Origin of the sequence: Rhodococcus sp. IEGM 1406, assembly GCF_030056745.1 — a bacterium.
Lineage (GTDB): Bacteria > Actinomycetota > Actinomycetes > Mycobacteriales > Mycobacteriaceae > Rhodococcus_F > Rhodococcus_F erythropolis.
Genome location: NZ_JASHKO010000001.1, coordinates 691,771 through 705,240, shown reverse-complemented (window position 1 = coordinate 705,240; position 13,470 = coordinate 691,771). Strand labels below are relative to the sequence as shown.

Genomic DNA, 13,470 nt, shown 5'->3' with positions numbered 1-13,470 from the left:
AAATCAGTCGAAGATCAGTTGCCATTCCCTCCTCGAAAGCTTCCGAATTACCGTCTTTTGCACGTCGCCCACCGTTCGACTTGCGCGGCGTGGGAGGATAGACACATCGAGATCGGGACTTCGATGTGAGGGCCCGGATCGAGTTTGTAGGGAGTATCGGTATGGCACAGGGCATCGTGAAGTGGTTCAACGGCGAAAAGGGCTTTGGTTTCATCGCTCCCGACGACGGAACACCGGACGTGTTCGTTCATTACTCTGAAATCTCGGGCAACGGCTACAAGTCGCTCGACGAGAACCAGCGTGTGGAGTTCGAGGTTGGCCAGGGCCAGAAGGGTCCTCAGGCCACCAATGTGCGCGCTGTCTAATCAGTGACACAAGAAGAGGGCCGCACCCGCAAGGGTGCGGCCCTCTTCTGCATCAGATTCACATATGAATCACTGATCCTGAATGACGGCCAGCACTCCCACGATGTTCGACTCCGCCACCGACTTCGAGATTCCGAGATCAGTCAGAACACCTGATCCGTCTTCGAGTTCGAGCAGCGCGAGCAGGATGTGCTCGGTTCCGATGTAGTTGTGGCCCAGGCGAAGAGCCTCACGGAACGTCAGTTCGAGGACCTTGCGCGCGCGAGCGTCGTACGGAATAAGTTCTGGCAGTTCGGAAGTCGGAGCCGGGAGTACAACGGCCACTGCAGCTCGGACGGACCCGAGCTCCACCCCCTGCGCCACTATCGCCTTCGCAGCCAACCCGGCAGGCTCCTCGACAAGCCCCAGGAGCAGGTGCTCGGGCTGGATCTCTGCGTTACCGGCAGCGCGGGCTTCGTTCTGCGAGGCCATGACGACGTTCTTCGCCCGGGGAGTGAACCGGTTGAACCCTTCGTTCGGATCCATCGGCTTCTGATCACTCGGCGCCTTGGGAACAAAACGCTTCTGCGCAGCCTGCTTCGACACACCCATGCTCGCACCGATCTCCGTCCACGACGCTCCCGACCTGCGCGCCTGGTCGACGAAGTGGCCGATCAGGTGATCTGCAACTTCACCGAGATGATCAGCTGCGATCACGGCGTCGGAAAGTTGGTCGAGCGCGTCGGTGTGCACCTTCTTGATCGCGTCGATGAGGTCGTCGAGTCGAACCTTGTTGGTCATTTCCACTGGCTTGCTCATGCGTCAACCATAGGTTGACGCAATCGAAAACGTCAACCCTAGGTTGACGATCGTTTTCGCCGCACTGCGATTAGCCGGAAAAGAACTCACGCAGAGCCGGGACAATAGCGTCGTCGGCAACGCCGTGACCCTGACCGGGGATCTCCAAAGTCTTTGTCCCCGAGACTTTTACAGCGATTCGCGTCGCCGAAGAAGGTGCCCATTGACCACTGTCACCGCCGTACATGACCAATGTAGGGACGGTAATGGAGGCAAGCCAGTCGAGCGACTGACAGCCGTGATCACACACGGCGACGTCGTAAGGCAAGGTGTGCGCGATGGCGCACATGTCGGGCCAATCGGCACTCCGCTTGATCTCGTCGACCATCTCCGGGGATGCACCCGTCAGATCCAGAAAACGCGTCACAGCACCTTCCCTGTCGCCGGCCGCGATCAACCGCTCCAGGTCACTTTGGGCAGTCTCGTCACGCTGGTCGTCGTCCATGTACGGCGCCTCGTAGACGGCGAGCTTACGCATCGGCACGGCCTGCGCTGCGGCTTCCAAAGCCAGCGCAGCACCCGACGACAATCCGTAGACCAGCGGCGTTTCACCGGTGGCAGCGACGACCGCCCGCAAGTCCTCCACCTCGGCGTCGATCGAGAACGCACGACTGTCACCGCTGTCACCGCTGTCACCGCGTCCCCGCCTGTCGTACGAGTACACCGTGAAGTCCGCCGCCAACGCAGCAGCGAGAGAATCGAACCACCCTCGATCGCAGAACGCTCCGGCAACCAGAACCACTGCTGGTCCGGCACCGGAGCGTTCGTATGCGATGGTCGTGCCGTCGCGGGATTGCACTACCGCTGGGGATTGCTCTGTTTGCACGTCGATCTCCTCAGGTTTGGTCAATGCCTACCTGATTAGACCGCCCGCGTTACCGAAACTCATCGGTCCGGTCGGCAGAGGCTTCAGCTGATCTTGTTGTACAGGGCATCCCAACCCTGTGCCACGTATGAAATCGTGTAGATCGAACCGTAGAACGTGGAGCCACCCAGACTGGTGACGTTGCCAGCCTGCACTGCCGGGAGTCGCTGCCACAGCTTGCTCGCCACCAATGCCTGGTACGCGGCACTGTCCTCGTTTTCGGTGATCATGAAGCCGTCGACGCCGGCCAGCACATCGAGGCCTTCGAGGCTGACGCCGCCCTCGGGATCGAGGCCCTCCGAGGTGGCAGTTTTGCCACCGATGTCGCCGAGCGTCATGTCGCTGGGCTTGTCGCCCTTCTCGGACGTACGGATGCTCGTGACGTACAGCGTGTTCGTGTCTGGCATGAACGAGACACTGGCAACGGTTTTGGACGCAATCTTCTCGGCATGACGACTGCGGATGTCGGAAATCAGATTGTCGTAGTCGAGCGTCAATCGATCGAGTGTGGCCGTTCGACCGAGCCAGCCCGACAGCCGCGAGAGGTTTGTACGCCAGTCGTCGGTGAACTCGGTCGTCAGAACCGGTGCGATGGTGGACATCTCGGCGACCGGCCACCACTCGCTCTCGTAGTTGAGGCACACGATCAGGTCGGGCTCGAGCGCCAAGATCTGTTCGCGGTTGGGGATCTCCGACAGGAACGGCACCGACGAATCGATAGGCACCCACGGTGTCGCCTGGGCGTACGTGTAGCCGACGAGCGGAAGTTCCAGAGCTACAGCAGGTTCCAGATCGAGCCGCGAGTCGATCGCGACAACCCTCTTCGGATTGACGGGAATGTCGTAGGTACCGAGAGGTGTCGTCACAGAACGCATTTCGGTTTCACCCGAACTGCTCCCGCTGTCACCGCAGGCCGCCAGGAACGCGCCCAGTCCGGCGATCCCGGCACCGAAGCCGAACTGCCGACGTGTGAGGTCCGAAACGAGGCGGTTGTCGGAGTAGCCCTCGGGAAGCAAGAGCGTGGATTGAGCGGGCATGCGTGTCGAACCTCCAGAAGAAATGAATCATCCACTGTTGCGAGCGGATAAGGATGCCCTAACAGCGTACGCAGGGAGGGTCGTCGCGATCGGCCCAGAAATAGTCGAATCAGGCCAATTCGCACCCCTTACTTGTCGAGTTTGCGCATCTCGACGAAGTAGACCGCACTGAACGCGAGGTAGGTGCCGACGATTCCGAGGACCGAGATGATCAGGACGAGAGCGAGAAACATAGCCATGATGGTCTCCACTGACACGGGTTGTTCACGATGTCGATCGAGAGAAAATGGCTTCGAACTGCGGCGCTGCGACTCGAAGCGGGGCCGAAACTTTCGGTTACGCACATCACGCTAGCCCCAGGCGTCTCGAGTTTCGATGAACTCGAGGTGAACTCTCCTACGGCTACGTCACACTTTTCTGTCGGACAGTCAGTTCGGTCCGAGCACCTGTCCGGACCATTCGACCAAGGGCGTCAGTGCGCGCCACGCTGTGCGAACTTCCTTCAATGTCCTGGCGCTGTCCAGCCACGACGGGCTCGGGTAACTACGACCAGCAGTCAGCGACTTGTGACGCAGCAATTCGATCCGCGGGTGGTCGACCGTGTATCCGCGAGGTGCCGTCTTGAGCTTGTCGCCGCCGATCGTGAATCCGGCCTTCTCGACGGAGGCCAAGATCTTCTCGAGCTCCGGCCCTCGAACGTCGTCGTCGACAGCCGCACGATAACGCGCGATGGTCTCCGAACTGCTGGCGTAGAAACCACCGGCCACCATCAACCCTGCCGCGTCGATCTGCACGTAGTAGCCACAGCTCTCGGCGAGACCGACGAACGCTCCCTGGTGCGTCTTGTACGGGATCTTGTCCTTCGAGAATCGAACGTCACGATATGGCCGAAAGAGCTTGGCCGTGCCGAATTCGTCCTCCAACGCCGCGGTCAACGACGCCATCGGACGACGAACCACTTCGTCGTACGTCTCCTTGTGCGCTGCCCACCAGGTTTTGCTGTTGTCGGCCTCCAGGTCTTCGTAGAAGTCGAGTGCAGCAACGGGTATGCCAGTGAACGCAGCCATGGCGTAAGCCTAGCTGCCTGTACGGCTTTGGACCGCCTGCCCTGCGACGATGCCCGAATCGGTGGGAATCCGTAGACTGCATGGGGATGATTTCCGAAATACAAGCATGGGAACTGACCGACACCAACCGAGACTGGCTGATTCACCGACCCGTCGAGATCGCGATCTACGTGGCGCTCGCAGTCGTTCTGCGCTTCGCACTGCACCGCGGGATCGATCGAATGTCGAAGCCTCGCAAGTCTCCGAACGCCAAGGTGAACGAGCGCCGATCGCAGCGAGCCCGGACCATCGGTTCGGTACTCAAATCGACGGTGTCCATCGTCATCCTCGTCTGGTGTGTGCTGCAGATCCTCGGCATCCTCGGGATCAACGTCGCGCCGTTCATCGCATCCGCCGGCGTCATCGGTCTTGCCATCGGTTTCGGTGCACAAAACCTGGTGCGTGACTTCCTCTCCGGCATCTTCATGTTGCTGGAAGATCAGTACGGTGTCGGCGACGTCGTCGATCTCGGCGACGCGGTCGGCACCGTCGAAACAGTTGGCCTGCGTGTCACCACGATTCGAGATGCCAACGGCACCTTGTGGTACTGCCGCAATGGCGAAATCCTGCGAGTGGGCAACATGAGTCAGGGTTACGCCACTGCAGTTCTCGATCTCCCGATCGCCCACAACGCGAACGTGCACAAAGCGTGCGAGGTGGCGACGCGAGCTGTCCTCGAGGCGGCGGAGTCCGAACCGATCAGGGCGGACATGATCGACAAACCGGAGATGCTGGGAGTCAATTCGGTTACTGCCGAGGCAATTACCATTCGAGTGACGGCGCAGGTCAAGCCTGGGCGCCAGTGGGCAGTCCAGCGCGCATTTGCACGCTCGGCGCTGACTGCGTTCGAAGAGCAGGGAATCGAGGCACCGTACCTGCCTGTTCTGCGGTGACGGTTGGGACGGAAGCGTCTGCCCTTTTCATCAACTACGCGAGCCCCCGGCGGGGTCGATACCGCCAGGGGCTCGCCGGTCTCTGAAGCGTGCTTCAGACGGTGGAGGTCGAGACCTCCCGGTTTGCCGAGGTGTTACCGAAAACCCTGTGCAGGAACATCGTCAGCGCAATCGCTGCGACGATGCCGATCAGCGGCGGGATTCCCACTTCGAACTCACCGGAAAGCCATGCGAGGAACGCTGCGACGGCATAGACGGCGAGGTTTCGCCAGTGGACCGGCTGCGGGGTGTAACTCTCGGGAATGCCGCGCCGCCAGCGGCACAGGAAGTCCGCGATGATCACACCGCCCAATGGCGGGATGAACGTTCCGAGAAGGCTCAGGTAGTCGACCAGATGGTTGTGCACACCGGTCAGGGCGAGTGCCGTTCCGATCACACATCCACCGATGACGAACGGGGTCTTGCGGGGCTTTCTGAACAGTTCGGCACCGGCCACCCCGAAGGCGTAAGCGGTGTCGGCGTTGCTCTTCCAGAGATTCCCGAAAAGCAAGACCAGGCCCCAGCCGACAAGCCCGAGGTTGTAGAGAATCAGCACGAAGTCACCCTCGTGGAACGTGATGGCTCCGATGGCACCGAACAGGATCATCAATCCGTTTCCGAGCAGGAACCCGATAACGCAGGCCCACACCGCTTGTGATCCGGAACGGGCAAACCTGGTCCAGTTGGGCGCTTGCGTTCCCGCCGATACAAATGTGCCGACCACAGTGGTGATTGCGAGCGCGATCGTCATGGTCGTCTGTGGTTGAACCGAGACCAGGCCGGAGAATCCACCGACTTCCTCGAGGGACCGGAACACGACCCAGCAGGCCAACGCCAGAATCAAGGGCGTCGAGACGAGCGAGACCCAATACATTCCGCGGTAGCCGTAGCAGGCAGTGATGCACATCAAGATGCTCGCCGCGATCATCACCGACGCTCGCGCGAGATAGGAATCCCAGCCCAATGCCTGCGCGGTGAGATCGCCGATCGTGCCGATGATCACTCCGTACCAGCCGATCTGGGTACCGCCCAGCAGGATCGAAGCGAGCTTGGACCCGCGAGTGCCGAAACTGTAGCGCGCCATCACAACTGTTGTGAGTCCGGTTCGGGCTCCGACGAACCCCATCATGGCGACGTACACCCCCAAGATGGCGGATCCGGCGGCGATCACCACCATCAGTTTCCAGAACGAGAACGCGGTACCGAGCGCTGCTCCGGCCAACATCGTCGGTGTGAAGATGGTGAACCCCAACAACACCACCGCGAGTGAGAAGAACGGCTTTCGTGCATGAAGCGGAACCGGAGTAACGGGATAGTCCGGGTCGACCGGAGGGCCTGCGCTCTCCGAATCGCCTGCGACCGTGGCAGGTTCGACGGCGCTGCTCATACAACTTCGCCGATGTCTTCGAGCCACAGGCTCGGGCGCTCGGTCAGCATGCGGTCCATCAGTGCCACACACTCCGCGTCGTCGACGACGTCGACCTGAATTCCGCTGCTGCGCAACCATTCTTCCGACGCTTCGAAGGAACGATTTTCGCCGACCACGATTCGAGGGATCTCGTACAGACGCGCAGTTCCGGCGCACATGAAGCACGGCGACAAAGTCGTGTAGAGGACACACTCGCGATACACCGAGGCCGGCAGTCGTCCGGCACGCTCGATGCAGTCGGTCTCTCCATGACGGATGGCGCTGTTCATCTGGACCCGACGGTTACGTCCGACTGCGAGAACCTCGCCGCGGTGAATCAGCGCCGCGCCGATCGGCACGCCGCCCTCCTCCCAACCGATCTTCGCCTGTTCGATCGCAAGTCCGAGAAAATACTCATCGGTGTGTGCCGGGTGATTCATGTGCGCTCCTGGAGTCTGACCAAAATCGTCGATTGTGGCTCGTGTCACAATCCGACCACGGTGGTAACAGCCCGACAAGGGACAACCTGTCAGTTCGGCAGAACTAGCTCTATGACGAAGTGCCCCCTCGGCGGACGATATAGAAATGCTTCCGACTCTGCGACAAGTTCTTGCGATGCCCTCGTTCAAGGCCGCCGCAATCGAGGTGCTCGCGGGCGACGTCGATACCGCGGTGGTTCGCTGGGTCCATTCTTCCGAGGTGTACGAGATGGGTGGGCTGCTGTCCGGAGGTGAGGTCCTTCTGACCACGGGCCTCGGTCTGCACGGGCGGTCTCCCGAGCAGCTCACCGCCTACATCGACCAGTTGGCGGACGCAGGATGCGTCGCGCTCGCGATGGAAGTCGGTCGCTCGTTCCTCACGGCCCCTCCCGAACTCGTCGAAGCATCGCGCCGACGCGGGCTCGCGTTCTTGGCCCTGCACGCGGTAGTGCCCTTCGAGCGGATGGTCGAAGACTTTCACGACCTGATGCTCCGCCGCACTCTCGGTTCGGCGCAAGCGGGCGAGCCTGTCTGGCAAGAACTTCTGAGTCTCGTGGTCGCAGGCCAGGGCATGACCGCGCTGCTCGACAAGGTGTCACGACTCGCGGGGTGCGCCGTCGATCTGCTCGACGCGGATGGCAGAACCGTCGAGCGCAGCACAACCGGCGCAGAGCGGTCCGAGACCGAACGCACGATCCACGACGTACGCGGACCGACGAACTCACTCGGTCGACTTGTTCTGTGCGGGCCCGCAACTACACGCCGAACCGCCGTCGCAAACTGCGCCGCCGTCGCGGTGGCTCTGGAACTCGGCCGTCACGGCGATCTCGGCCCAAGACAGTCACTCGCCCAATCGGTGATCACCGACGTGGTGGGCGGTGTGCTCACATCGCACGGCGACTTGTCCGAACGACTGACAGCGGCCGGGTGGACGCCGTTGTCGGAGGGGCACCACGTCCTCGTCGCCGCTGTCGACATCGATCGGCAAACGCCGGTTCGAGAGCTCGCTGACCAAGTACGCGACGCCGTGCGGGCCGTGCTCGGCTCCTGTGTCGTCGGGACTGCGGCCAATCACGTCATCGTGCTAGCGCATGGGTGGGCGTCCGCATCCCCCGCTCGAGTGCGGACTGCGTTCACCGAAGCCGACGAGCTGCTACGCCGCGGGCCGGGTGGTTCCGCGGTACGCACGCTCGGAGTGGCGACGCCGGTCGAGGATCTGTCGGGCGTCGGGGCGGCGGTCGCGCAAGCTCGCGAAGTCGTCCAGATCGCGCGGCGTTTCGGCACCCGGACCGGAGTGATCCTCGCGAGGGACGTCGGCGTCCAGCGACTGCTCGCCGCCGGCACGACACCCGCTTCCTTGTCCTCGTTCGTCACGGAGCAACTCGGTTCGCTGATCGCTTACGACACAGCACATTCCGCCGATCTCGTCCGGACACTCGACGCGTACCTCGCACATCGGGGCGGCAAGGTGAGAACCGCGGATTTCCTCGGCATTCGGCGCCAGTCGCTCTATGCACGGCTCACTCGTATCGAGAAGCTGATGGGAGTTTCCCTCGACGATCCGGCGCAGGTGGTGTGTCTCGGGCTTGCACTGACCGCATGGCGCATGCGTACCGGCCTTGACCCACAAGCTGCGTTCGAGCGTCTCCCCGGGTGAGCGACAACCTCTGCGATGATGAACGAATGACCGGAGCAGCGGAATTGATGATCGAGATCCCTGCCGGCGAGGTGCATCTCAGAGACGATCGCAAAGGCACTGCGTGGACCTCGAAAGTCGAATCATTCCGCCTCGCTCGCCATCTCACCACCAGGGCACTGCTTCACGGAGATTCGGCGGACGATCCGAGCAAACCCGCGGTCGACCTCTCGTGGAAAGACGTCATCGCAACCTGCAACACACTGTCAGTCGCGGACGGTCTGTCGCCCGCGTATCACGACATCGACACCGAGTCTCCCCGGTGGGACCGGGCGGCAACCGGCTACCGACTCGCCACCGAGGCCGAGTGGCAGTACGCGTGCAAAGCCGGCACCTCCGGCTACCGCTACGGCGAAATCGACGAGATTGCCTGGTACAGCGACAATTCAGAAGGACGAGCACATGACGTCGGGATGAAGGCACCCAACAACTGGGGCCTGTACGACATGATCGGCAATGTCTGGGAATGGTGCTGGGATCTCTACGACCCCGAGGTTTACGGCACGTACCGGATCTTCCGCGGCGGCAGTTGGGCCGAAAGTGAGCGCGGTTGCGGCGCTACCGTAAGGAGGCGAAGCCACCCGACGTTTGCTATCGACGACCTGGGATTTCGCCTAGCTCAGACGATCTGAGGGCAGACGGCCGAGGACTTCGAGCACAGCCTCGATCTCGTCTCGACTGCGCAGCTTAACTATCGGCAGCGACGGCACATCGACAAGGACCGTGGCCATACGCTCGCCGTTGCGTCCGTCGCTTCGCCAGGCCCAGCGCACCACATGATCCGGATCGAACAGAATGGTGTGCAGTGGCGGCTCCATGTTGCGATTCCACAACACCTCTCGCTGCAATCGCCGACGCACGGTTCGTGTGATCACCTGGCGCATCACCGTCCGCCGAGGCAGATCCAACCACAGCATCAGGTCCGCACGCTCGGCCAGAAGCTCACGCACCGCACCGTACTGCCACTCGGTCACCCAGGCCGGCTCGCTGGAAAAGCGTCGTACTTCGGTTTCGAAACTCTCGAGCGGAACCCAGTCGGGCCCGTGGAACAGCGAGTCCAACTCGGTGTGTTCGATCCCGAGAAGCTGCCCGATTCGACCGGCGAGAGTCGTCTTTCCGGCGCCCGAGGTCCCCGCGACAAGGATCTTCTGCGGACGAGTCGTCAGCGAGGCGGGGTCTACGAAAGGCACCGATACACACTAGGTGCCTTACACTTCGCAGTCCACCCATTCGATGTAACCGGTGCCGTTGATCGACGCACCGTCGAAGCTTCCCCGGTAGGTGTACGCGCCGACGTATCCCTTACCGTGGCCATAGCGCCACTCCGAGTCGATCTCGGCCTCGAACTCGACAATCGCCCTGCCGTAATCGCGTACCTGCCAACGCAGTACGCGCGGCACACGCATCTCACGTCCCTGCGGGTCGACATGCAATGCGTCGGCGTACTCGAGTACGTCGAACACCACATCGTCGAAGACTCTTGCGCTGCCGTCCACCGTCCGAATGTAGGCGAGCTTGCACGCCGTAACCCCTGAAGCTCGAACATCGGTGAGCAACAATTGATGCCGGTCGTCGAGCTGAACGATCTGGTAGGTGAAGAAATCGGCCGGGAGCTTCCAGGACTCGGGAAGGGCGCGGCGGGTCAACGATTGCGGTGTCATACACCGCGCGTATTCGACGGTGCACGGAGCCGAAATACTCACCGGGCCATCCGGACTCGAGATCGTCCCGGAACACTGCGCCAGCAGACTGACGTGGTCGTAGACGGGATTGCGCACGAACCACGACGCTTGATCTGATGCCACGATCTCGAGATCGACGTCGAAAGAGTCGTATCGTCCGGTGACACGGAACTTCGGATAGCTGTTGTCGATGATCAGGTTGTCACCGAAGGCGATTCGCGAACCATCTTCTTCGAACGCACACTCATCGGCCGCGTCGTACGCCCGATAGAAGTGATGCCCCGGCGCTGCGGTAGAACTCAGCACGGTTGCAGTGTTTCGCGCGTCGAGTGCAGCGAGATAGTCGTTGTCGAACACCACCGTCCCGGTTGCACCGATCAACGTCATGATGTTGAGGTAACGGAAAGGCCCTGGCAGCCGGGGAACGAAGATCCCGTAGTGCGTCCACGCGAACTTCCGCGAAGCCAGGTGCGGACGCATCATCTCGGGCCGATCGAACGGGCGTACCGATTCCGCCATTCGCTTGTCGATCAGCGGTAGCGCGCCGTCCAGCAAGGCCCGAACCGCGGGTCGCCACAATCGGCGCGAGCGGGTGGCTGGAACAGGGTCGGAACGATCAACGGTTTGTCCGGTCACGCCCCTAAGTTAATGTAACCAGCCGTAACAAACAAGTGTCGAAGTTTCCTCGACGACCTCACACCCTGAACACCCGCGCCCTGCCCACGGGGCGAATAGCATGTGAGAATCCGCGTACCGGAACCGGTCGCAGAGAGGGCGCAACAATGCAGCACGAAGAGTCGTCGTTCACCGGAGTAGCCGGCACCAAGATCGTCTACGACGTGTGGACACCGGACCGCGAACCCACCGGGGTTCTTGTCCTGTGCCACGGACTCGGCGAACACGCGAGGCGCTACGACCATGTTGCTGCGCGGCTCGGGGAACTCGGGCTCATCGTGTACGCACCCGACCATCGCGGACACGGGCGCTCTGGCGGCAAGCGCGTTCACCTGAAGGAATTCTCCGACTTCACCGACGACGTCCACACGTTGTTCTCGATCGTGACGGCGGCACATCCCGGTAAGGACAAGTTCCTGCTCGGCCACAGCATGGGAGGCGCAATCGCACTTTCTTATGCCCTCGACCATCAGGCCGATCTCAAAGCACTCGCCCTGTCCGGACCTGCTGTGATCATCGCAACCGGCACTCCGAAGATCGTGATGCAGCTGGGCAAGATCGTCGGCAAGTACCTCCCCGACGTGCCTGTCGAGAACCTGGAAGCGGCTGCCGTATCGCGTGATCAGAAGGTTGTCGACAAGTACAACGCCGACCCGCTGGTTCACCACGGCAAGGTTCCTGCCGGAATTGCGCGCGGCATGATCACCGCCGCGGAAGGCTTCCCGGCGCGCCTGCCATCGCTCACCATTCCCGTACTGCTTCAACACGGCTCGGACGACCGATTGACGGACCCCGCCGGCAGCAAGCTCGTAGCAGAGTTGGCCGGTTCTTCGGACGTCACCTTGAAGGTGTACGACGGCTTGTATCACGAGATCTTCAATGAGCCTGAGCAGGAAGAGGTTCTGAACGATCTGATCGAGTGGCTGCGCCCGCGGGTCACCGGAGCATAACCATGTCGACGTGCGGGATCCTGCTGGCTGCCGGGGCCGGATCCCGCATGGGCAAACCGAAAGCTCTCGTTACGGGCACGGACGGCCAGCCTTGGCTTCGCCACGGGGTGGCGACACTGCAGTCCGCCGGACTCTCACCGGTCATCGTGGTTCTCGGCGCACAGGCCGAGGACGCCGTCGAACTGCTGCCCACCACCGATGTCATTGTGGTGAAATCGGATTGGGAACGGGGAATGAGCGCATCACTACGCTGCGGACTCGAGGCAGCCATGCAGATCGAGGGTGCCGAGGCGGCAGCGATCTCCCTGGTCGATGTCCCGGACCTGAACACCGACACCGTGACGCGAATCGCGGGTCAGGGCATCCCATCACGAAACATACTGCGAAGAGCTGTCTTTCACGGAAGGCCCGGCCATCCTGTCCTGATCGGACGCGACCATTGGCCGACGCTTGCAGAGTCACTCACCGGGGACGGCGGCGCCAACACCTATCTACGCGAACACGGCGTGGAGTTGGTGGAGTGCAGCGACCTCAGCAGCGGCGTCGACGTCGACTATCCCGAAGCCTGATCGCACTGTCACAATCCTCCCAGGTGGTGGGTGTCCGAATTCGGTGTAAAGATGATCCGATGAAACGTACCGTCGCCGCCCTGCTCGACATCGAGATCGACGAGGCGACCAACCTGGAGTTCAAGATCGCGGTGACGCGCGCGCCGGGTGTCGAACTGCTGGAAACGATGTCGTTCGTCCATGACGGCAATCCGATCGAACCCCGTGAGGTCATCGCCGAACACGGCACCCGGATTCACCTACTCGACTGCGCCCCAGGCAAACTGATCGTCAGCTACGACGCAACCGTCATCGGCCGCGCAGAACCGGCGTCGGTCGGCGACTACGACGTGTCGAAATATCTGCGCCCCAGTCGCTATGCCGAGGCCGACAAGTTCTTCGGTTTTGTCGCCGGGCAATTCGATCTCGCCACTCCCCCGGCCGAACTCCTCCTCGAAGTCACGCGCTGGGTGAGTACACATTTGAGTTATGTCCCGGGCACCAGCCGTGGCACCGACAGTGCGGTAGACACCTTGCTGGCCGGCGCCGGAGTGTGCCGCGACTACTCGCACCTGACCATCTCGCTGCTACGCGCGGTGGGGATTCCCGCTCGCCTGGTGGCCGTCTACGCGCCGGGCTGCGATCCGATGGATTTTCACGCCGTCGTCGAAGCCAGTATCGACAACGTGTGGCGCGTTGTCGACGCAACGCAATTGGCGCCGCGCAGCAATCTTGTGCGGATCTCGACCGGGCGAGACGCCGCGGATACCGCCTTCCTCGACAACCACGGTGGTTCGATCACGTTGCATGCCTCGGAAGTTCGCGCAGTCGTCGAGGGCGTTCTCGACAACGACGACTACGCAACACTCACGTCGATCGGCTGACAAACA

At 61.8% G+C, this 13,470-nt stretch carries 15 protein-coding genes; 7 read left to right on the top strand and 8 right to left on the bottom strand.

Annotation, left to right across the window (positions count from 1 at the left end; genetic code table 11):
• The first annotated feature begins 161 nt into the window (after window positions 1–161).
• Window positions 162–365 carry a cold-shock protein gene (locus QM596_RS03390; protein WP_003939930.1) on the top strand — a complete coding sequence of 68 codons (204 nt, stop codon included), beginning with the start codon at window positions 162–164 and terminating at the stop codon, window positions 363–365.
• 69 nt (window positions 366–434) lie between these two features.
• Here the strand turns inward: QM596_RS03390 and QM596_RS03385 are convergent, their stop codons facing one another.
• The 4 genes from QM596_RS03385 to QM596_RS03370 form a co-directional block, all read right to left on the bottom strand.
• Complete coding sequence (locus tag QM596_RS03385) at window positions 435–1,163, bottom strand: Clp protease N-terminal domain-containing protein (protein ID WP_031333815.1); 729 nt, start codon at window positions 1,161–1,163, stop codon at window positions 435–437.
• 70 nt (window positions 1,164–1,233) lie between these two features.
• Window positions 1,234–2,028 (bottom strand): alpha/beta fold hydrolase, encoded by a 795-nt coding sequence (locus QM596_RS03380; protein ID WP_283308134.1) that lies wholly within the window; start codon window positions 2,026–2,028, stop codon window positions 1,234–1,236.
• 83 nt (window positions 2,029–2,111) lie between these two features.
• Window positions 2,112–3,104, bottom strand: a complete 993-nt coding sequence (locus QM596_RS03375; RefSeq protein WP_007729992.1) for an ABC transporter substrate-binding protein — start codon at window positions 3,102–3,104, stop codon at window positions 2,112–2,114.
• A 428-nt stretch (window positions 3,105–3,532) separates the two neighbouring features.
• Complete coding sequence (locus QM596_RS03370) at window positions 3,533–4,171, bottom strand: DUF2461 domain-containing protein (RefSeq protein ID WP_003939783.1); 639 nt, start codon at window positions 4,169–4,171, stop codon at window positions 3,533–3,535.
• 80 nt (window positions 4,172–4,251) lie between these two features.
• Here QM596_RS03370 and QM596_RS03365 point away from each other — a divergent pair, with 80 nt between their 5' ends.
• Window positions 4,252–5,103: a mechanosensitive ion channel family protein gene (locus tag QM596_RS03365; RefSeq protein WP_020970954.1), complete on the top strand. Its 852-nt coding sequence runs from the start codon at window positions 4,252–4,254 to the stop codon at window positions 5,101–5,103.
• Between the two features lie 94 nt (window positions 5,104–5,197).
• On the opposite strand, the gene codB is transcribed toward QM596_RS03365, so the two are convergent.
• Both codB and QM596_RS03355 read right to left on the bottom strand, forming a co-directional pair.
• Complete coding sequence (codB, locus tag QM596_RS03360) at window positions 5,198–6,529, bottom strand: cytosine permease (RefSeq protein WP_235170407.1); 1,332 nt, start codon at window positions 6,527–6,529, stop codon at window positions 5,198–5,200.
• Window positions 6,526–6,990: a nucleoside deaminase gene (locus tag QM596_RS03355; RefSeq protein ID WP_021331861.1), complete on the bottom strand. Its 465-nt coding sequence runs from the start codon at window positions 6,988–6,990 to the stop codon at window positions 6,526–6,528. The genes codB and QM596_RS03355 overlap by 4 nt, the downstream gene beginning before the upstream one ends.
• Window positions 6,991–7,165: 175 nt before the next feature.
• Between QM596_RS03355 and QM596_RS03350 the strand changes: the two genes are divergently transcribed.
• Together QM596_RS03350 and QM596_RS03345 are read left to right on the top strand one after the other, a co-directional pair.
• Complete coding sequence (locus tag QM596_RS03350; RefSeq protein ID WP_283308130.1) at window positions 7,166–8,686, top strand: PucR family transcriptional regulator; 1,521 nt, start codon at window positions 7,166–7,168, stop codon at window positions 8,684–8,686.
• Between the two features lie 26 nt (window positions 8,687–8,712).
• Window positions 8,713–9,357, top strand: a complete 645-nt coding sequence (locus tag QM596_RS03345) for a formylglycine-generating enzyme family protein (RefSeq protein WP_030243927.1) — start codon at window positions 8,713–8,715, stop codon at window positions 9,355–9,357.
• Here the strand turns inward: QM596_RS03345 and QM596_RS03340 are convergent.
• Window positions 9,340–9,915, bottom strand: a complete 576-nt coding sequence (locus QM596_RS03340; RefSeq protein ID WP_020970957.1) for a P-loop NTPase family protein — start codon at window positions 9,913–9,915, stop codon at window positions 9,340–9,342. The two genes, QM596_RS03345 and QM596_RS03340, sit on opposite strands and share 18 nt — an antisense overlap.
• Window positions 9,916–9,933: 18 nt before the next feature.
• Entirely contained in the window at window positions 9,934–11,043 is a 1,110-nt protein-coding gene (locus QM596_RS03335; RefSeq protein WP_283308129.1) for a DUF6670 family protein, read from the bottom strand.
• 146 nt (window positions 11,044–11,189) lie between these two features.
• Here QM596_RS03335 and QM596_RS03330 point away from each other — a divergent pair, with 146 nt between their 5' ends.
• Genes QM596_RS03330 through QM596_RS03320 form a run of 3 tightly spaced genes read left to right on the top strand, consistent with a single transcriptional unit; the run spans window position 11,190 to window position 13,464 of the window.
• Entirely contained in the window at window positions 11,190–12,032 is an 843-nt protein-coding gene (locus QM596_RS03330; protein ID WP_020970959.1) for an alpha/beta hydrolase, read from the top strand.
• Window positions 12,033–12,034: 2 nt separating this feature from the next.
• Window positions 12,035–12,601 carry a nucleotidyltransferase family protein gene (locus QM596_RS03325; protein ID WP_019745523.1) on the top strand — a complete coding sequence of 189 codons (567 nt, stop codon included), beginning with the start codon at window positions 12,035–12,037 and terminating at the stop codon, window positions 12,599–12,601.
• A 59-nt stretch (window positions 12,602–12,660) separates the two neighbouring features.
• Window positions 12,661–13,464, top strand: a complete 804-nt coding sequence (locus tag QM596_RS03320) for a transglutaminase-like domain-containing protein (protein ID WP_020970960.1) — start codon at window positions 12,661–12,663, stop codon at window positions 13,462–13,464.
• Window positions 13,465–13,470 lie beyond the last annotated feature (6 nt).